The organism is Candidatus Viadribacter manganicus (assembly GCF_001679665.1).
GTDB classification, from domain to species: Bacteria; Pseudomonadota; Alphaproteobacteria; order Caulobacterales; family Aquidulcibacteraceae; genus Vitreimonas; species Vitreimonas manganica.
In genome coordinates this window covers 3,537,119-3,556,010 of record NZ_CP013244.1, presented here as the reverse complement: position 1 = coordinate 3,556,010, position 18,892 = coordinate 3,537,119, and the positions used below count along the sequence as shown (strand labels likewise).

Sequence of the window (18,892 nt, the reverse complement as noted above, 5' to 3'; positions counted from 1 at the left end):
CCCCGGCGGGCGGTTTATGGGATGCGGCGCGGGCGTAAGCAAGGCGGCGGCTATGCTTCCAAGCATGGCTCGGAGCTAGTTTTTCTTAGGGTCGGACGGCTTCTGCGCCGCCTTCCGGAGCTGGATGTTGCGCTTTAGCGCATCAGCCAGACGCTTGTCGCGCTTAGAAGGCGGTTTCTGCTTATCGTTCACCACCCGGATCGACCCTTTGCCAGACCCCGGCTAGGATGCTGACCGGGGGATCTCGATGACGGCCGAAGCCGCGCCAAGCCAGACTTTCGCTCACAGCGGCAAGTTCTTCAACGTGCTTGGGCTCGCCTTGAAGAACGCGGGCCTCACCATACTAACCCTCACCATGTACCGCTTCTGGGCGCGCACCTCGATGCGGCGGCGGCTCTGGTCACGTACATGGGTGCTCGGCGACCCGCTCGAATACACGGGCGGCGCCGGCGAACTGTTCCGCGGCTTCCTGATCTCGCTGCCGTGCTTTTTCCTGCCGGCCATATTCGTTTTCTACATCGCGCCCATCGCCATGGAGCCGCTAGCCGCTGGCTGGCTGACCTTCGGCTTTTACGTTTTCTCCGTGCCGCTCGTCGCCGCCGCCCGCTTCTGGATGCGCCGCTATCAACTCTCCCGCACACGCTGGCGCGGCATCCGTCTCGGGCTCGCAGGTTCAGCTTGGGGCTTTGCGGGCGCGTCGTGGGGCTGGTGGGTTCTGCAGATGCTCTCACTTGGCTGGTACACGCCCGCAGCGCGCATCAACCGCGCCCGGCTCATGTGGGAGAACACGCGCTTCGGCGATCAGCCATTTCAATTTCACGCGCAAGACGGGGAGTCCCCACAAAAAGGCATGTGGTGGCCATTCGCGATGGGCTGGATCGGAATGGTCGTCGTCGCCTTCGCCGGACCGATCACTGCCGGCGTCATCGCCGTCACCAATGGCGTCGATCTAACCCAGGGCGATCCAGCGAGCGTGATCGCCATCTATGCGGGCATGCTAGCATTCTACGCGATCGGTTGGTTGATCTGCTGGGCGCCCTACAACGCCGCTGCGATGAACCGCATCGCCGCGCAGATCACGCTCGACGGCGCCCGCTTCAAGCTTCGTGCAAAAACCTTCTCACTGCTCGGCGTCACAGCCTTGGGCTGGTTCTTCATTGTCTGCTCGCTTGGCTTGTTGGCGCCCGTCGCTGGCTTTCTGCAGGTGCGCTACGTGCTCAACCGCCTCGAACTCATCGAGCTGCCGCGCTTTGCCACGATCGGCCAATCCGTTCTCGAAGACTCGAACGCGGGCGAAAGCCTGGGTGACGCATTTGATCTCGACATGGGCGTGGGGGTGATCTGATGCAGGCCCGTTACGCCAATGGCCGCGCCGCTGTTTTCAACGACGCCGAAATCGAACTCGCGCCAGAAAAGCTGGTCATCCGGACGGGCGAAGCCGCCATCGAATGGGACTATGCCGATCTTTCGCGCACCGATGACCACAACGGCCGCATCATCCTGCGCCGCAAGAAGCTCGATACCGGCGAACGCATTATGTTCGGCGACTGGTACGATGGTGAGCTCGCGGCAGTCGCCCCGCATTTGATGAAACCGCACGCGCAGGGCGTCGAGGGCCGGCGCACCGTCATCGCGCTGGTCACGCTCGCTTGGTCGCTGGCGGGCGCATTCTTGGTCGGCATACCCTACGCGGCCGATCCGATGGCGCGCGCGATGCCGGAGAAGTATCGCACCCAAATCGCCGACATCTCTTGGTCGCAAGTCAACGCGTTCACGGCCCAGTGCGACGATTCCGATGAAGCTACCCAGATCCTGAACGATCTGGCCTACCGCATCATGGAACGCTCCGACGTTGCCGAGCGCGACGACATTTGGATCACCATCGCCGACGCCAGCTTCCCCAATGCGTTCGCACTGCCGGACAATTCGATTATCGTCACCGATGAACTCATCGGCATGGCCCAGCACCCCGACGAATTAACCGGCGTGCTTGCGCACGAGATCGCGCACATCGAGCACAATCACATCATGCGCAACGTCGTCCGCCAGATCGGGGCGGGCATTTTCTTCGACGTCGTGTTTGGCGGCGCCGGCGCGGGCCAAGCCATCGCCATCGCCTCGGTCAACCTCGCGGGCCTCCGCTATAGCCGCGGCGACGAAAGCGACGCTGACAGCCGCGGCATGGATTATCTCGACGCCGCCGGCGTCAGCACCGCTGGCATCGCGCGCATGTTCGATCGATTCCAGGACTACGAAGAGGAAGCCGGCGTCGATGACATCCCAAGCATGCTTTCAAGTCACCCCGCCTCACAGGAACGCGCGCTCGCCGCTCAAGCGCGCGCCCGCGAAGGCCTCGCGCCCTCACTCGACGACCGCCAATGGCGCATCGTTCAACAAGCCTGCGGGGGCGCAGACGACATCATCGAGGACACAGAAGAGCCGCAGCCGAACGGCGACTAGACGAAAGGCGACACGAGTGCGCGAAGCTGGTGCCACGGGAGAGGATTGAACTCTCGACCTCACCCTTACCAAGGGTGCGCTCTACCACTGAGCTACCGCGGCGGACCGACGCGAAGCGGGGCTTCTAACCGGCTCCGGGCGCTATTGGAAGCCCATCGGCGCCGCAGCGCTGGATCGCGTTACTCACCGGTCAGACGGGTCAGAGCGGCCTGATAGTTCGCCAGTTTCGCCGTATAGTATTCCGGCGCTGCGCCCATGTTCTGGCGGCGGGCCTGGAGCGCCTTTTCCTCATCCGTCATCGCCTTGGCGTTCGGGTTGAGCATGGCGTCATAGGCGATGCGGACGATCGAAATGGCGGCCGAAAGCTCCGACTTGGCGTTCGAAATGGCGGTTTTGCCGTCAAGCGTCAGACCAACGAGGCCAAGGCCGTAGGTTTTGAGCGCTGCGCGCCCGGCATCGCTCTCAGCGATGATGCCTTGACCAAGTCCCAGCGCCGGCAATGCGTCCCGGTCCTTGCCACCCGGATCGAGCCGGAGCGCCTGCCCGCTGCGCGGTGTAATTTTGATGCGTTCGACGCCATCGGCTTTGACGATCTCGGCGCGCCCTGCTGAGCCAATCGCGCGGTTGATCGCTGTCGCCAGCGTCTGGATGGTGTCCTTGTCGCCGATCTTGATCGTTGTCAGGCGGCGCCCATCAACACCGATCTTGAACTCATCGCCGGCGCGAAGCGCACTGCGGTTGGTGAGGGTGCTTGAATCGCTTGTCGGCAAGGCGCCGCGCGGCAGGCCCAGAATATCGAGCGCCGAGGCGCCGCCAGTATCGACAGCAAGTCCGGTCAGCGCCACCGAGCCGCCTGAAGACGTGAACGAGCGCATCCAGTCCGTCTCGCCGTCGCTGCCCAAGCGCGTGAGGAAGCTCATTGAAGATTTTGCGGCGCCCGTTCCCGAGATCGCGCCACCCGTGACACCTGCGGCGTAAACGTTGCCATTAACGATCGCGAGGCTCTTGACCGCGTCGTCCTGCGCCGAACCCAGATAAGTTGCGCGATCAAGGCCGGTCGATGTCAGATCAGCATTGATACGCGCGACAAAGCCCTCTTGTCCCGCGACCGCGCCGCGCGCCGTGCTGGCTAGCGTCAAACGATCAGCGCCGATTTCGCCGCCAACGTAAAGCGACGAACCATCGACCACGAGCGCGTTGATCGCGCCTTTGTAGAAGTATCCAAGGTCACGCGTCGCGCCGACGGTGAGCCCAGCGCCGCTCGCATAGCTGAAGCTCCGCACGACGCCGCGATTGTCTTCGACGCCGCCGGTGAAGATATCGATGCCGCCGACGCCATTGTCGCGTACGACCAGCGCCGACGCCGCATCCGCGCCGCTTGTGCCGAACTGGCGGGTGAAGAGCTCAAGCCCAGCGGCGCTGTAGCCACGCAAATAGCCATCCGATCCGCCCGCGCCGACCTGACCGCTCAGCGCCGAATCCGTCTTTCCCGAGACCACAACGCTTCCGTCCGGCGCGAATGCGATTGCCAGCGCCTCATCATTGGCGCTTGCGCCCCGGCGCGCGGTCCAAAGCTCTTTGCCGGCCGCATCAAACATCGTGACGAAGGAATCTGCGCCGCCCTTTGCCGTCGTGCCGCTGAACGCGCCTTCGATCGAGCCTGCAACCGCGACTTTGCCGTCGGCTGACACGGCGAGCGCATACCCACTTGCGGACTGCGCGGCCCCCAGAATTTCGCTGAACGCCAGCTTGCCGGCGGAATCATACTTCAGCAGCGCCACATCGCGCGCGCCTTTGATGTCGGTCGTCGAGGAGCCATCGCTGAGGTCCGCCAGCACGTAAACTGAGCCGTCTGCCGCCGTCGCCACCGCGCGCGCCGTCGCGACCTTTGCGCCGCCGCCAACGCTGACGTCGAACGCGCGTCCAGCAAACCAAGCAGACGAATTGACGCTCGGCGCCGTGAAGGGCGAGGTGGCCGAGAGCGTCTGCGTGATCGCCGCACCGCGCGAGGCGCGTTCAAACACGCGCAATGCGCCGACCGGATCATCGGCCCGCGACGCAGCATCGATTGGATCGAGCGTCGAAGCTACTGACGAGCCGCCAAGATCGAGATTGGTTACACCGCGAACCGTGTTCGAAGAACCGGTCACAACACGAAGACCCGCACCACCGCCCGAAAGGTTGGTCGCCACCAAGCCCGCGTCATAACCGCCTGCAGCAAGCGCCTCGTTCAAGCGCAGCGCGGCGCTCTCAAGCGTGCGTGGATCGCCTGGCTCAAGCACTGCACTGATCGTGCGCGGCCCCCAGGTCGTGTCGAGCGTGATGGAGACGTTCTGATCACTCAACAGCGCCGCAACATCATCACTGACGCCAGTTGTGGCTTGCGCGCTGGTGAAGCTGCGTTGCGCCGAGAACGCACCGCCGACGCCAAGAGTTGGGGCATCGCCTTCAAGTGCAAGAGCATCACCATTGACGCTCACCGAAACCAGGCGCTGGCCGGCGCCTTCCGCAACATTCCACTGTGTGAGTTCGCCGCCGGGCGCGCTTACATAAACGCCGGCCGCGTTGAGCGCCAAGTCAAGCCGCGCCTGCAGCGCCGAATTCCATCGGCCGGGCGCCAGATCCAGATTGTCGAGGCGATCCTGCGCGGTGATCGCCAGATTGACGGTCTTGTTGCCGTTCGCCGTGGCCACAACCACTTCGATGTTGAGCGCGCCTAAGTGCGTCGAAAGCGGGGAGCCGCTGGCGCCATAGGTGCGAATGGAATCACCGAACGGCTGGCCGCTGGTCGCATTCGGCAGCCCACCAGACGCCCAAGCTCCGGGCGCCACGATATCCGCATCAACCGTTTCACTATTCAGGACAGCGCCAACGTCGACCATGTCGTGCAGCGCATCGATGCGCAGCGTGTAGGACCCGCCATTGTCGACAAGATACGCCGCCGCGGCGAGACCCTTCTGCCGCAGCTTTACATTGAGCTTGTCTTGCAACTGAGCCGCGCTGACGCCGTCGTCGCCACCGTCGATCGTAATGGCGTTGGCACTCGTGCCGGTTGTGAACGTGAAGGTCTGCGTCCCGGTGAAGACGCCATCTTCAGGCACAATGCCCGCCACCTCGAAACGCCGCGCAAAGACGCCATCGCGCAGCCCACCGACCATGCCCGGCGTTTCGACGGTGTCGAGCGACGCAAACTTGCCGCCGATGGAAAGGCTAGAAGCCCGAACTCCATCGCCGCCGTATATCGAAAGGCCGAATTTGCCGTCGTCTTCCCAAACCTCGACGCCTGCAGCGACGCCTTGTTCGTGCAACAATTGAGTGAGGCGCTCGGCGAGATCATCGAGCATACCCTGATCTTCACTCTCGCCAGCGCGCACCCGCCACGCTTCGAGATCATCGCTGCGCCAAGCTGTTGTCACGCTCAGCGAGCGCCCATCCGGCAATTCCAATTTCAAGACCGCTTCGCCGGCCGCGCGCAATGCGTCCTCGAACGTATTCGCGCCGTCCGACGTCATGGCGTTGGTGCGTTGCTCGGTCGCGCCAGCCGGAGCGGACGTGTACGGAGCGCCTGCGCCGATCCAGCCCGCGCCAATCAGCGCGCCAATTGGATCAACAGTCGAGCGAGCTCGATCCAGCAACACAGGTTGCCCCGTTGCGCCGCCGACATCTTCCAATTTGATAAGACGCGCGCCATTGGCTGTCGTACCGACTGCATAAAACGCGGGATCCGCGTCGACAGGCTGAAACGAGACCTTCTCGCTCGCGTTTACATCGACCTTCAGTGCGAATTGCTTTGCGCCCGTATACTTGGTCGCAACAACCTTTCCGCCGATCACAGTATTCACAGTCTTTGGCGTTTGATCGAGCGCCTCAAGACGAGACGCTGCGCCAGCGGCAGAGAGCTTGCCGTTCACATAGCTTACCACATTGCTCAGCGTGCGCGGCAACGAGCCCATCTCGCTAAGATCAATCGCGACGTTCCGAACCGTACCGCCGAGCGAGGTCGCGACAATGTTGAACTTCGCATCGCTCGCGAGGCCGGTGATCTTATCATAAAGCCCGCCTCGATGGATCACCGGCGTTGTGTAGTCTTCGCTCTTGCTGGCCATCGCCAGTGTCGTCTGCGCGGTGTCGACCCGGTCGCCTTGCGACAAGCGAATGTCGTCGAACTTCTGCTGCGCGAAGAACGCCTCAAGCTCCGTTAGCCCGCGCGCGAACTGAGCTTGCGTTTGCGCCAGCGCAGCTTTGGACAAGCTCGTGTCTTCGGCGTGTCCGGCCAGCGCTTGCAGCGTGGTAAGCCCTGAATAGAGCGCGAAGAGCTTCTTGTAGTCGCCGCTCGCGCCGAGGTCGCTGTAGAGCTTGGCATTGGTGTCGAAGAACGATTTGTTGGTGAGCGCGCGCTGAACGAGCGCCTCGGCGCTCGGAGAAACACCGGGCGTCCAGACCGGCGCTATCGGTGCGTTCGGATCCTGGGTCGCCCCCTGGGAATCAGCGCTGATGATGCCGGCGCGCGAAGCGGCCCACTGCGTCAGCGTGCTTGCGCCAACGGTGGTTCCGCTCGCCCCACTCAGCAGAGCGGCGGCGACATTCATATTGGCAAGACTGACCAAGACGACTCCGAAGCGTTTAGGATCGCTCAGGACCCGTAAACGCGCGGTTGGCGCCTAACGGTTAACGCTGAGACGCGCCGACTGAACCATCTCGTTGAAAATCGGGTATTCGAGCAGGCGCGGCCAAAGCTGAATGCCCTGCCAGATCGATAGTCCAATCACGAGCACGGACGCCGCAGCGAGCAGAACGCGCGCGGGCGCGATCTTTGTGACATAGCCCGCAAGCGGAGCTGCTACGAGCCCGCCAATGATAAGGCCGCCAAGCGCTGCGCCGCCGGTCCAAAGACCGCCTTCAAGTTCGAAGCGCCCTGTTATCAGCGTCCAGAGGAACGTTAATGAGATCGCAACCGTAACGACAAACTCGGCGGAGTTGACGCTCCCGATCACGTACCGGGGCGTGTGTCCGCGCCCCAGCAACGTCGACGTCACCACCGGGCCCCAGCCGCCTCCACCGCTGGCGTCGAGAAAACCGCCCGCGAGGCCAACAGGAATAACGTGCTTAAGGTGCGGCGGCTCTTCCTTGGGTTCGCGCATCGCGCGGAAGAGCATGTAAATGCCCAGAACGCCGAGATAGGCGATAACGATCGCCTTGATGAAGGTGGCGTCAAAACCAGTCAGCAAATATGCACCAGCCACGCCGCCAACAACGCCCGCCGGCGCCAAGCGCCAGAACAGCTTCCAATCGACGTTGCGATGCAGAAGGTGAGATGCGCCAGACGCCCCGGTCGTAAAGCACTCAGCGGCATGGATCGTCGCCGACGCCTGGGCGGGGGGCACGCCGAAAGCAAGCAGCACGCTTGATGAGATGACGCCGTACGCCATCCCCACTGCGCCATCTACCAATTGGGCGAGAAAACCAACCGCGAGAAAGAGACCGAACACGGTCGCAAGGCCGGGCCAAAGGTCCGTTGTAAGTTCCATGCTCCCTCGTCACTGCCCGAACCGGCAGCTTACCCTTCAGATCACAATGCGGCCAGAGAGCGGCGGGTTCCCGCGTTAACCGTTTGCGGGTAGCGCGGATTCAATTCCGAGTAGCTCTTCGACACGCGCGACCCATCTCCTAACGGCAGGGTAATCTTTAAGCTCGAAGCCACCGAGGTGAGCTTTGCGCGTGTACGCCACAAGGGCGACGTCAGCCAAAGTGAAGGCGCCGCCGACGAGAAACGGCGTTTGTTTCAACTGAAGCTCCATCCGGGCGAGCGCCGCATTGCCCTTCACCAGCAGCGACGGATCTAGCTCGTCGTCGCGCTTGCCGAGGAAGTGCTTGCGGGCAATCCGCACCGCGATTTGCGGCTCGTGGCTGTACTGCTCCCAGAACAACCATTCGAACATTTTGGCGCGGTCATAGGCGTCAGTCGGAATGAGATTACTGCCTTCAGCGAAGTGCAGCATCATGGCGTTCGATTGTGCGAGCAGGCGCCCGTCCTCAAGCACAATCACCGGCACCTGACCCGCTGGATTGAGAGCAAGGAATTCGGGCTTGCGTGTCGAGCCGTCAAAACTGTCCGTCTCGATCCATTCGTAAGCGACGCCAAGGCGATCGAGCACCCACTTCGGCTTCAGACAATTGCCGCTATACGCACTGCCATAGAGCTTGATTGTCATCGCCGTCTCCCTGGGCGGCTTCTGTCAGCGCCCCTCACGCATCGCAAGTGAATTGGGCTCACAGCCGATGTGACTGGAACGCAGCCTCCCCGGCGCGGGTGATTTCACGCGCCGGGAAGGCTTCACCTCAGCGACGCGAGGCTTCGCGCGCGGCGCGGAATTCGGAATTCGCGCGCCATTGGGGCCATTCGTTTCCATCGGCAAGACGGTGACCAACAGCATAGAGCGCCTCCAAGTCTTCAGCGCCACCGCTCATGTCCCAAGCGTCCGTCACTTCGTCTGCGGGCTTGTGATAGACATTGGCGACGTAAGCCTGCGACAGCGCGCGGCCCCGCTCGATGCCACCATCAAGCATGTCGATGCCGCGCGAAGTGTAAAGCACCGGGATGCCGAGTTGGGCAAAGTGCAGGTGGTCCGAGCGATAATAGTACCCGGCCTCCGGCGATGAATCCGGCGCCACGCGGCGGCCCTGCGCTTGGATGGCGGTGGTCAACAGGTCATCCATCTCACTTTGGCCAAACCCACGCACCTCGATCTCGTGGGTGCGCCCGAACGCATTGATGCCGTCCATGTTGATGGCGGCAACGGTATCGCGCGGCGCGAACAGCGGGTGCTGCATGTAGTAAAGAGCGCCAAGCAGGCCCTGCTCCTCGGCCGTGAGCGCGATGAACGCTACCGTTCGATCGGTTGGGCCTTGTGCATGGAAACGACGCGCGAGTTCGATCAATGCACTCGTACCTGTCGCGTTGTCGAAGGCGCCGTTGCAAATGTCATCGCCGTCCACCGGCGGGCAATGGCCAAGGTGATCCCAGTGCGCCGTGTAGATGATCGTTTCATTCGGGCGTTCAGTCCCTGGAAGAACACCGACCACATTGTAGGTGGTGCGCTCTTCGGCGCGCGTTTCCAGGTGCAATGATCCTGTGAGGTTCATGCGCACCGCGCGGAAGCCGGGGCGCTGAGCGCGCGACTTCAATTCATTGAAATCCAGACGAGCACGGCGGAAAGTCTCCATCGCGACTTCGTTGTTGATCCAACCTTCGAAGCCAGCGCGACTGGCGCCGCGATCGGCGCGGACGATGTCCCATCGCGCGCTTCCGGTGGACGATTGAATGACTGCCCAAGGATACGCCGCAGGCGCCGTTTCGTGGATGATGATGGCGCCAGCAGCGCCTTGACGGCCAGCTTCCTCAAACTTGTAAGTCCAGCGGCCATAGTAAGTCATGGCGCGACCACCGAAACCGCGATCGTCGCCGGTTTCGAAATCAGGATCATTGATCAGAATGACGGCGATCTTGCCGCGCATGTCGACGCCTTCGTAGTCGTTCCAGCCGAGCTCCGGCGCATGGATGCCGTAGCCGACGAATACCAGCGGCGCGTTGGCGATATCGACTGTGGGATCGAGACGGCGCGTCCAAGCGGAAAACTGCGTCGCATAGGCATACGTCCGCTCACCATCGGTCCCGGACAGCGTCAAGGTTGGCGTGTTGGTGAGTGTCGCCGCCACCAACGGCGTTTCCTGCACCCAGGAACGTTCGCCGTTCGCCAGCACGACACCAGGCTGAAGGCCAGCGGCGGCGTAAGCGCGCTGCAAGTATTCGATCGTAAGCCGCTCACCATTCGTACCGGGCGCGCGACCTTCGAATTCATCCGAGCCAAGCACGCGCACGTGCTCGATCAACGCTTCAGCGGAAAGCGGCGCATGTCTAAAAGCGGCGATGTCGGTAGTTGGCGCCGCGGATTGATCCGACGTCGCGCAAGCGGCCAGTGCGATCACACCCGCCGACAAGATGTGGCGTAAATTCATGGATGAAGTCCCCAAATAATTTGGAAGCTTAGGCGCTTGAGGGGAGCGCGCTCAAGCGCTTTGCGGCGCAAGCGCGGTGACTAGTTCGCGATCCACGGCGGCGTGGGGAGATTTTGCGCCGCCAGGAACTCTGGGTTGAAGAGTTTGCCCATGTAGCGGTTGGCATAATCGCAAAGCACGGTGACGATGGTTTTGCCCGGTCCCAGCGTCTTAGCGAGTTGCATGGCGCCGAGCACATTCAGCGCCGAAGATCCGCCGAGCGACAGGCCTTCTTCTTGAATGAGATTGTAGAGCACCGGCAGCCAATCGCGATCTTCAATCCGATAGGCTTCGTCGATGATGACTCCTTGCAGGTTGGCCGTCACCCGGCCCTGGCCAATGCCTTCCGTGATCGACGTCCCTTCGGCCCTGAGTTCGCCGTGCTTGTACCAATTGTAGAGTGCGGCGCCGCCCGGATCGGCAATCCCAATGCGAATGTTCGGATTGCGCGCCTTCAGAGCGAGCGAGACGCCACCGAGCGTGCCACCCGAGCCGACGGCGCAGATAAATCCATCGAGCTTGCCCTGGGTTTGCTCCCAGATTTCCGGCCCCGTTGTGCGATAGTGGCCCTGCTGGTTGGCGACATTGTCAAACTGATTGGCCCAGATGGCGCCATTGGGTTCAGTTTTGTTTTTCTCTTCGGCAATACGTCGCGCGACTTTTGGATAGTGATTGTCGCTCGACGCCGGCGCAGCATCGACTTCCACCAACTCAGCGCCGAGCGCGCGGACCGCGTCCTTCTTTTCTTGGCTCTGCGTGCGCGGCATCACAACGATCGTTCGATAGCCCTTGGCTGCGCCAACGAGCGCCAGACCAATACCGGTATTGCCCGCTGTCCCTTCGACGATCACGCCGCCGGGACGAAGTTCGCCTTTGCGCTCGGCATCCTCGACAATCGCGAGCGCCGCGCGATCCTTGATAGATTGGCCGGGGTTCAAAAACTCAGCTTTGCCGAGAATGGTGCAACCGGTTTCCTCCGACGCCCGCTTCAGTTTGATCAACGGCGTGTTGCCAATGGCGTCGATAACGGAGGAATAGGTTTTCACGAGACGCCCAGCTTCTTTTGCAGATCAGTAGAAGACGTTGTGTAGAGAAAGACGAGACGCTCGCCTGGCCGCGCGACCTTGAATGCCGCTTGCGCCATCAGCGCCCCCTCGTGGAAGCCCGATAGAATGAGCTTAAGCTTACCCGGGTAAGTGTTGATGTCGCCGATCGCGAAGATGCCCGGCTCACTGGTTTGGAACTTCTCGGTATCGACCGGGATCAAATTCTCATTGAGATTGAGACCAAACTCCGCAATCGGGCCGAGCTTCATGGTGAGGCCATAGAAGGCGAGCAGGTCCGTGCATGGCAGATCGTAGGCGCCTTTTTCCTTAGTGAAGCAGTTCACCGCACCGATCTGACCATTCGCGCCGCTGACGCCTTTAAGATCGGTAATTTCCAACCGCACTTTGCCCTCGGCAACGAGCTTACGCATCTGCGCGACCGAGTGCGGTGCTGCACGAAAATCGTCACGGCGGTGGATGAGCGTTGTGCTCTTGGCGATCGGCTGCAGATAGAGCGTCCAATCCAGCGCGCTATCGCCGCCGCCAGCGATGACAATGTCGCGGCCACGGAAGCGCTCCATTTGGCGCACCGCATAGTGCACGCTCGTGCCTTCGAAAGCCTCCAGTCCATCGATCTTCGGTTTGCGCGGCACAAATGAACCGCCGCCCGCTGCGATGACGAGGATGGGGGCGGTGATGGTCGTGCCGAGTTCGGTACGGAGCTTGAACTTGCCGTCCGCCAAACGCTCGAGCGCCTCCGCCATCTGCTGCAGGTGAAAGGTCGGCTTGAACGGCGCGATCTGCTGCATGAGCGCATCGGTCAGGCCCTGGCCGGTCACGACCGGCAGGCCTGGAATGTCGTAGATCGGCTTCTCCGGATAAAGTTCGGCGCACTGGCCTCCTGGCCGATCGAGCACATCAACGAGGTGCGCCTTAAGGTCCAACAGGCCCAATTCAAATACCGCGAACAGACCGACAGGACCCGCGCCGACGATTATCACATCGGTCTCGTAGGCTTCCCCCGCCGGGGCTGACACCGGCTTTTCGCTGCTCATATAAGCTCTCCCAGGGCGAGGCTTTTGCGGTCGCCCCTCCGGCTTGTCCACCGCCGCTCCCGCAATCTAGGCATTCGCGCCTGCACGCGCAGCGCGACATGGCTTCGCGGCAATCGTTTTTCCACCACGCGGTGGCCGCTTTGCCGCCATGGTCAAGCGCCGCTTTGGCGCTATCTTGGCCGGCATGATGAAACTGCTTCGCACCCTCGCTGTCCTCATGACGCTCGTTTTTGCCGGGGCGGCGCCCGCGTTCGCGCAGGCGCGCGAACAATGGGATGGCGTTGCTCGCATCGTCACCATTGCCGATCTCGAAGGCGACTACGAGAAGTTCACCGACATGCTCCGCACCGCGGGCCTGATCGACGCGCAGAACAACTGGACCGGCGGGCAGACCCACCTCGTTCAACTCGGTGACATTCCCGATCGCGGACCGAACAGCCGCATGATCATGGATCTGCTGATGCGCCTCGAACCGCAAGCGCAGCGCGCCGGCGGACACGTCCACGCACTCATCGGCAATCACGAAGCCATGAACATCGAAGGGGATTTGCGTTACACGCATCCGGGCGAATTCGCGGCGTTCGCGACATCGCGCTCCGAGCGGGTCCGCAACCAATACTATCAGCGCTACACACGCGCCCTGCGCCGCTCACCACCCGCCACCGGGGCGCCAGTCTTTGATTCAGTCTATCGCCAACAATGGAACCAAGAGCACCCGCTTGGCTGGGTCGAGCACCGTGAAGCGTGGGGTCCTAACGGGCGCTACGGACGATGGATTGCGCAACACAACGCAGTCATCCGTATCAACGATACGCTGTTCTTACACGCCGGCCTTGGGCCCTCATTTGCCGCTGCGCCCCGCGCCGGAATGAACCAAGCCGTGAGCGCGGCGCTGCGCGATCGCCCGCTCGAAACTTATCCGGACATCGTCGATAACCAGCAAGGGCCGCTCTGGTACCGCGGCCTCTCTCAAAATGCAGAGGCCACTGAAGCGGCAAACCTCGACAACGTGCTCCGCGCGCAGGGTGTTGCGCGCGTCATCGTCGGGCACACCAAAGTGACGTCGACGGTGCTGCCGCGCTTCAATGGGCGCGTTCTGATCGCTGACATCGCCGTACCGCGCGGCCATTCGGACCCGCACGCGTTTCTCATCATGGAAAACGGCGCATGGGTCACGATCCACCGCGGCCAACGTATTCCAGTGATTGCGTCAACGCCGCAAGAAACCTGCGCCTATCTTCGCCAGATCGTGGCGCTGGACAATGGAACCGGCCCAGTGGCGCAGCTAGAGCAGACCCAATGCGCCGCGAACGCCGCTGCGGCGAACTAGCGGCGGCAATTGTCGACGATCTGGCGCTGATAGCGTTGCGGATTGTCGATAATCTGGAAGAAGCCTTCGATGTATGCGCGCGCCGTTGCACGCCGCGAGGCTGACAAACGGCTCTCGCCATCAATCAGTGCATAGAGGCGATCCCGCCGGGAGCGGAAAAGTTCTGCGGCGGCTTGAGCTTGGTCGTTGTAACGGCAGTAGCCGCGATAGTAACGCTGACGCACATTAGGCACCGGCATTCCCTGCGGGGGCGTGGAATAGGAGGTGCTGACAAACCCCGAATAGTCAAAGTCGTACGGCACCGGCACGACATTCTCACGGCTGGTCTCGTTCGCAGCGAGCAGTTTGCCATTATGGCAACACTCTTCGCCGGCGGCGCCTTCGACCATGTCCCAATCCAAATTGCCGATCATGAACTGAAACATGCCGACAATCGCCGCCTGTTGCGGGTCGAGCTGGCTGGACGCCACTTCGCGCGATTGAACGTCCAGCGCCACGCGTCGATTGCGGCGCGCCAAATCGCCAACATCCTCGATGACGAAGTTGAACTGAGTTTCCTCGCGGCGGCGGCCGGCAGTGTCGCGATACGTGGTGCGCACCGGCCGCACGCGATAGCTGAGCGGCGTGATCTCGTTGAACATGCGATAAGTGAGGTATTCGAGCACGATGTACTGCTCGTACGAGGCCCCTGAGCGGCAACGCGTCACCAGTTTTAGCTTGTTCTGGCCCTGCATGATGGTGCCTTGGCGCTCGCCAGCGAGGTCGATCCGCAGCGGCGGAAACTGGCAGATGCCGAGCGTACGGCGAGAGAACCCGCGCGGTGAAAGCTCCATCTCGAAGCGCTGATCGCCGACGATCAAAACAGCGGGCGCAGGATCGGTATTGCGCACAGCTCGGCGCACGAGATCGCCAATGGGGCCTTCGATCACGATGGGGAGCTCTGAGTCTTCCGAGAACAACCGCGTTTGCGCTGCAGCAGGCGCGGCCAAACTCAAAGTGGCCGCTCCTAAAAGCGCCGCCGCCCAATTCCGCTTGGCCATCGCCATCTCCCGCTCACGTCCCCAGAGCGCACATTACGGAAGATTGCCGCCGAGTGAAGTCCGAAGCGCCGTCGCGCGCCGGTTGTCTGCGGGGTCAGGGCGTGCTTTTTGCGCCCAAACGGAGGAACCGGATGTCGTCAGCCCTTCCAGAACGCGGCGCGCCGTGGAGCGAGCTTGAACCGCGCATGCGCGAACTCGCCAAGGGCGACGTCAAATGGCGCGATGGCCGCACGGGCATGTACATTTTTAACGCAGGCGAGGACGTCGCACGCGTCAAGAAAGAAGCCTACGCCATGTTCTGCGAGGAGAACGGCCTTGGCCCCGCCGCGTTTCCAAGCCTTGCGCAAATGGAGCGTGAAGTCGTCGCAGCAGGCATTTCCCTGCTGAATGCGCCACCCGGCGCGGCAGGCGCGATGTCGAGCGGCGGCACAGATTCTATTTTCCTCGCGGTAAAGACCGCTCGAGATCACGCGCGCGCCAAACGTGGCCTCACCGGCGCCCTCAACATCGTCGCGCCAGCATCGGCGCATCCTGCCTTCGACAAAGCGTGCATGACCATGGACATCGAGATGCGGCGCATCCCGACCAAGGACTATCTCGCCGACGTTGCAGCAATGGAATCCGCAATCGACGCCAACACATTGATGATCGTGGGTTCGGCGCCGTGCTTTCCTTACGGACTGATCGATCCCATCGAGGCGCTGGGTGAACTCGCCGAACGCAAGCGCGTGTGGCTACACGTCGACGCCTGCGTCGGCGCCTACATCGCGCCGTTCGTGCGCATGAACGGCGTCGATCTGCCAGCGTTCGACTTCTCAGTCCCGGGCGTCTGGTCGATCTCCGGCGATCTGCACAAATATGGATATGCCTCGAAGGGCGCTTCAACGGTGTTCTTCCGCAGCGAAGCCTTGAAGGACTTCATGCAATTCGATGCTGGCCCCTGGCCGCTCGGGCGGATGATTACGCCGACACTCGCCGGCACCCGGCCGGGCGGCGCCATCGCGGCCGCCTGGGCCGTGATGAACTTCTTGGGCGTCGAAGGCTACAAGCGCAAACAGGGCGAGGTCACGCAAGCGCGCGAGAAGATCGAAGCGGGCGTCCGCAAGCTTGGCTTCAGTGTTCTGGGCAAACCTCAGCTTGGCATCGTCTCATTTGCACACCCCGAGATCGACGCCCTGCGCATTTACGCTCAGATGCACAAGCGCGGCTGGTTTACAGCGGCGTTGGTCGATCCGCGCGCGCTGCACTTGATGCTTTCACCGAAACACAACGAAGTCGCGCACGAGTATCTCGCCGATCTCGAAGCCTCGGTTGGCGCCGTCACCGAAGAACAATTTGCACCAAAGTACGCGGGCTGACCCATGACACTTGAGTTCGATTTTTATTTCTCGTTCCGCAGCCCTTATTCGTATCTGGCCGCGCCGCAAGTCGAGGCGCTAATGGCGAAATACGATCTAAAGCCCCGCATGCGCATCGTAACTCCAATCGCGATCCGTATTCCGGGCTTCTTCAAGTCCGTGAACCCGCTTTGGCCGCCTTACCTGCTGCGCGACACGTTTCGTATCTCGCAGATGAACAACATTCCCTATCGCTGGCCCCGGCCTGATCCGATCATCATGGATATTGCTTCAGGAGAAGTGGCGGCGGAGCAGCCGTACATTCATCGCGTCAGCCGCATGGCCGTCGCCGCCACACGCGCTGGTCGCGGCTTCGAGTTCGCGCGCCGCGCCTCGCACAAAATCTGGTCCGGCGAAGTCGACGCTTGGCATGAGGGCGACCACCTAAGCAATGCCGCCGCCGAAGCGGGGCTCGATGCGGGCGCCATCGAAGCGGAAGTCCGCGACAACGGCGAAGACCTGGGCGCCGAGATCACGCAAAACGTCGCCGACCAGCGCGATGCCGGCCACTGGGGCGTGCCACTCTTCGTTTTCCAGAACGAGCCCTTCTTCGGGCAGGACCGCTTGGATCACCTGATCTGGCGCATGAACCAGGCCGGCCTCGCCGAGCGTTAGTCGCAAATCCCCGTTGGTTCGCAGCACCTCGCGGAGATGTGTTTAGCGTAGGTGACGGAGGCGCGAGTTGATGCGATCACAACTCGGGATTCGCGCATGCTTACGAAATGGATCGCAGCGGTATTCGCGGCAGTGCTGACATTCGGCGTTGCTCACGCGCAAGATACCCAAAGTTTTTCGCGCGCCCTCGCAATGCGCGGCTATGAACATGACGGCGAAGCGCGCTTTGCCGGAATCTATCAGCCTTCAACCTATCATCACGGGCAGGCGGCGCCGCTGATCATCGCGCTGCACGGACGCTTTTCATCGCCACAAGCGATGCACGCCATCAGCGGATTGGCGAGCGTCGCCGACCAGCGCGGCGCCATCGTCGTTTATCCCGAAACCTTAGCCGGCTTTTGGAATGATGGCGGCCACGCACTGCTCAATCGCCCCGGCCCGGCGGCGGACGACGCAGGCTTCATCGCCGATCTGATCGAGGCGGCCGCCGCTGAGTTCACTATCGATCGCAGCCGTATCTACGTGGTCGGGTACGACAGCGGCATGGCGTACGCGCTCGCATGCAGGCCGCCCGTCTCGCTCGCCGGTGTCGCAATCGTCGGCGCGCTTATGTGGGACTATGCGCGCGAGGCGTGCAGCAGCGCCACGCCAACCCCGATGCTGATCGTACACGGACGCCGCGACGATCAATACACGCCGATCAATGGCGGCGATGTGAACGGCATCGATGTCCGCCGCCTCGGCGTCAACGACACACTCGCGGTGTGGCGACGCGTGAATGGATGCGGAGAGCCGAGCGCAAGCGGCCGAGAAGGCGCCGTCCTTTACGGTTCGTGCTCATCGGGCGCACAAGTCGCTTACGTTGGCGTCGCCGGAGGCGGGCACAATTGGTTCCGCGCCAACAGCCGTTACCAAATCAATCGTCAGAACGTCGATGCCACGGCGCTCATCAATCAGTTCTTCTTCGATCGCACTGCGTTCACATTGCCTGACACCCGCAGCAGCGGGCGCTCGCGCTCGTGGATCGTTTATGCTCCCCCGACCTATGATCCGGCCCAACCAGCGTCAGTGGTTGTTTTGTTGCATGGACGCCCCGGCAATAGCGGCGGCATGGCTTCGATGACGGGCATGAACGCCGTCGCCGAGAACCACAATTTCATAGTTGTTTATCCCGACGGCATCGACAACGAATGGAACGCCCAGTTCGATATATCAGCGCGCGATATCTCTCTAACTGGGCGCCGCTCAACACTCCCGCAGGACGACGTCGGCTTCTTGCAGACATTGATGGATGACGTCGCCGTCGATTTTAACATCGACCGCACCCGGCTCTATCTCGGCGGATTTTCAAACGGCGGCTTCATGAGTTACCGGATGGCCTGCTCGGCCGGCGGCACATTCGCCGCCTTCGCGCCGGTGAGCGGCAATCTCTATTCGGAGCTGTCGCAGGTCTGCAGCCGCAGCCCGCCGACGCCGATTCTCATCATGAACGGCACGGCCGATCCAAGCGTGCCGTACGAGGGTGTGCTCGTCGCCAACCGCGAGATGGGCGACCCGATCCGCATCTCCTACGGCATCCAGGATACGGTTGCGATGTTCGCGCGCCGCAATGGCTGCAGCCTCTCCGGCGAAAGTACGACTTACGCAGAAGGCGGTCAGTCTCCCGGCACCCAGGTAGTGCGCTTCATTCCGCGCGACTGCACATCCGGCGCGGACGTCGTGCTCTATATGATTAACGGCGGCGGCCACACCTGGCCCGGGCATCCACGCCCGCAGGCAGAACTGGGCGACGTCAATATGGACATGGATGCCGGTGAGATCCTTTGGGAATTCTTCTCCCGCCACACCCTCCAAACCTATCGTCGCCCACAGCGCCGTTAATGACCGCCATCGG

General features: G+C 62.1%; 13 protein-coding genes and 1 tRNA gene. 6 read left to right on the top strand and 8 right to left on the bottom strand.

The genetic code is table 11. The features are described 5' to 3' along the window. Window positions 1-247: 247 nt before the first annotated feature. On the top strand, window positions 248-1,345 hold the full coding sequence (locus ATE48_RS18210; RefSeq protein WP_066774070.1) for a YjgN family protein: 1,098 nt from the start codon (window positions 248-250) through the stop codon (window positions 1,343-1,345). Beyond that, on the top strand, window positions 1,345-2,460 hold the full coding sequence (locus tag ATE48_RS18205) for a M48 family metallopeptidase (protein WP_066774069.1): 1,116 nt from the start codon (window positions 1,345-1,347) through the stop codon (window positions 2,458-2,460). Before ATE48_RS18210 ends, ATE48_RS18205 begins: the two co-directional genes overlap by 1 nt. A gap of 27 nt (window positions 2,461-2,487) precedes the next feature. Here the strand turns inward: ATE48_RS18205 and ATE48_RS18200 are convergent. The 7 genes from ATE48_RS18200 to ATE48_RS18170 all read right to left on the bottom strand — a co-directional run bounded on the left by ATE48_RS18200 (window position 2,488) and on the right by ATE48_RS18170 (window position 12,616). Further along, window positions 2,488-2,562: transfer RNA gene (locus tag ATE48_RS18200), tRNA-Thr, on the bottom strand. Window positions 2,563-2,639: 77 nt separating this feature from the next. Continuing rightward, on the bottom strand, window positions 2,640-7,067 hold the full coding sequence (locus tag ATE48_RS18195) for a hypothetical protein (protein WP_156767855.1): 4,428 nt from the start codon (window positions 7,065-7,067) through the stop codon (window positions 2,640-2,642). Window positions 7,068-7,121: 54 nt separating this feature from the next. Continuing rightward, the gene (locus tag ATE48_RS18190) at window positions 7,122-7,988 is read right to left on the bottom strand and encodes a sulfite exporter TauE/SafE family protein (protein ID WP_066774067.1); all 867 of its coding nucleotides are present in this window, start codon (window positions 7,986-7,988) and stop codon (window positions 7,122-7,124) included. 75 nt (window positions 7,989-8,063) lie between these two features. Next, the gene (locus ATE48_RS18185; RefSeq protein ID WP_156767854.1) at window positions 8,064-8,672 is read right to left on the bottom strand and encodes a glutathione S-transferase family protein; all 609 of its coding nucleotides are present in this window, start codon (window positions 8,670-8,672) and stop codon (window positions 8,064-8,066) included. 127 nt (window positions 8,673-8,799) lie between these two features. Beyond that, window positions 8,800-10,476, bottom strand: a complete 1,677-nt coding sequence (locus ATE48_RS18180) for a M28 family metallopeptidase (protein ID WP_066774065.1) — start codon at window positions 10,474-10,476, stop codon at window positions 8,800-8,802. Window positions 10,477-10,556: 80 nt separating this feature from the next. Beyond that, window positions 10,557-11,561: a cysteine synthase A gene (locus ATE48_RS18175; RefSeq protein ID WP_066774063.1), complete on the bottom strand. Its 1,005-nt coding sequence runs from the start codon at window positions 11,559-11,561 to the stop codon at window positions 10,557-10,559. Continuing rightward, entirely contained in the window at window positions 11,558-12,616 is a 1,059-nt protein-coding gene (locus ATE48_RS18170) for an NAD(P)/FAD-dependent oxidoreductase (RefSeq protein WP_066774062.1), read from the bottom strand. The genes ATE48_RS18175 and ATE48_RS18170 overlap by 4 nt, the downstream gene beginning before the upstream one ends. Before the next feature lie 148 nt (window positions 12,617-12,764). Between ATE48_RS18170 and ATE48_RS18165 the strand changes: the two genes are divergently transcribed. Continuing rightward, the gene (locus ATE48_RS18165) at window positions 12,765-13,946 is read left to right on the top strand and encodes a metallophosphoesterase (RefSeq protein WP_066774059.1); all 1,182 of its coding nucleotides are present in this window, start codon (window positions 12,765-12,767) and stop codon (window positions 13,944-13,946) included. On the opposite strand, the gene ATE48_RS18160 is transcribed toward ATE48_RS18165, so the two are convergent. After that, the gene (locus ATE48_RS18160; protein ID WP_156767853.1) at window positions 13,943-14,986 is read right to left on the bottom strand and encodes a hypothetical protein; all 1,044 of its coding nucleotides are present in this window, start codon (window positions 14,984-14,986) and stop codon (window positions 13,943-13,945) included. The genes ATE48_RS18165 and ATE48_RS18160 overlap by 4 nt on opposite strands. Before the next feature lie 131 nt (window positions 14,987-15,117). On the opposite strand from ATE48_RS18160, the gene ATE48_RS18155 reads away from it, so the two are divergent. The 3 genes from ATE48_RS18155 (at window position 15,118) to ATE48_RS18145 (ending at window position 18,879) form a co-directional block, all read left to right on the top strand. Then, entirely contained in the window at window positions 15,118-16,344 is a 1,227-nt protein-coding gene (locus ATE48_RS18155) for an aminotransferase class V-fold PLP-dependent enzyme (protein ID WP_066774055.1), read from the top strand. Between the two features lie 3 nt (window positions 16,345-16,347). Beyond that, a complete protein-coding gene (locus tag ATE48_RS18150; RefSeq protein WP_066774053.1) occupies window positions 16,348-16,998 on the top strand; it encodes a 2-hydroxychromene-2-carboxylate isomerase in 651 nt (216 codons plus the stop codon). Window positions 16,999-17,094: 96 nt separating this feature from the next. Continuing rightward, on the top strand, window positions 17,095-18,879 hold the full coding sequence (locus ATE48_RS18145; protein WP_066774051.1) for a CE1 family esterase: 1,785 nt from the start codon (window positions 17,095-17,097) through the stop codon (window positions 18,877-18,879). Window positions 18,880-18,892: the final 13 nt, after the last annotated feature.

What these genes read in the sequence shown, in the direction of transcription:
- ATE48_RS18210 (WP_066774070.1), top strand. Translation starts at nt 248, where the DNA reads ATGACGGCCGAAGCCGCGCCAAGCCAGACTTTCGCTCACAGCGGCAAG.
- ATE48_RS18205 (WP_066774069.1), top strand. Translation starts at nt 1,345, where the DNA reads ATGCAGGCCCGTTACGCCAATGGCCGCGCCGCTGTTTTCAACGACGCC.
- ATE48_RS18190 (WP_066774067.1), bottom strand. Translation starts at nt 7,988, where the DNA reads ATGGAACTTACAACGGACCTTTGGCCCGGCCTTGCGACCGTGTTCGGT.
- ATE48_RS18185 (WP_156767854.1), bottom strand. Translation starts at nt 8,672, where the DNA reads ATGACAATCAAGCTCTATGGCAGTGCGTATAGCGGCAATTGTCTGAAG.
- ATE48_RS18180 (WP_066774065.1), bottom strand. Translation starts at nt 10,476, where the DNA reads ATGAATTTACGCCACATCTTGTCGGCGGGTGTGATCGCACTGGCCGCT.
- ATE48_RS18170 (WP_066774062.1), bottom strand. Translation starts at nt 12,616, where the DNA reads ATGAGCAGCGAAAAGCCGGTGTCAGCCCCGGCGGGGGAAGCCTACGAG.
- ATE48_RS18165 (WP_066774059.1), top strand. Translation starts at nt 12,765, where the DNA reads ATGGTCAAGCGCCGCTTTGGCGCTATCTTGGCCGGCATGATGAAACTG.
- ATE48_RS18160 (WP_156767853.1), bottom strand. Translation starts at nt 14,986, where the DNA reads ATGGCCAAGCGGAATTGGGCGGCGGCGCTTTTAGGAGCGGCCACTTTG.
- ATE48_RS18155 (WP_066774055.1), top strand. Translation starts at nt 15,118, where the DNA reads ATGTCGTCAGCCCTTCCAGAACGCGGCGCGCCGTGGAGCGAGCTTGAA.
- ATE48_RS18150 (WP_066774053.1), top strand. Translation starts at nt 16,348, where the DNA reads ATGACACTTGAGTTCGATTTTTATTTCTCGTTCCGCAGCCCTTATTCG.
- ATE48_RS18145 (WP_066774051.1), top strand. Translation starts at nt 17,095, where the DNA reads ATGCTTACGAAATGGATCGCAGCGGTATTCGCGGCAGTGCTGACATTC.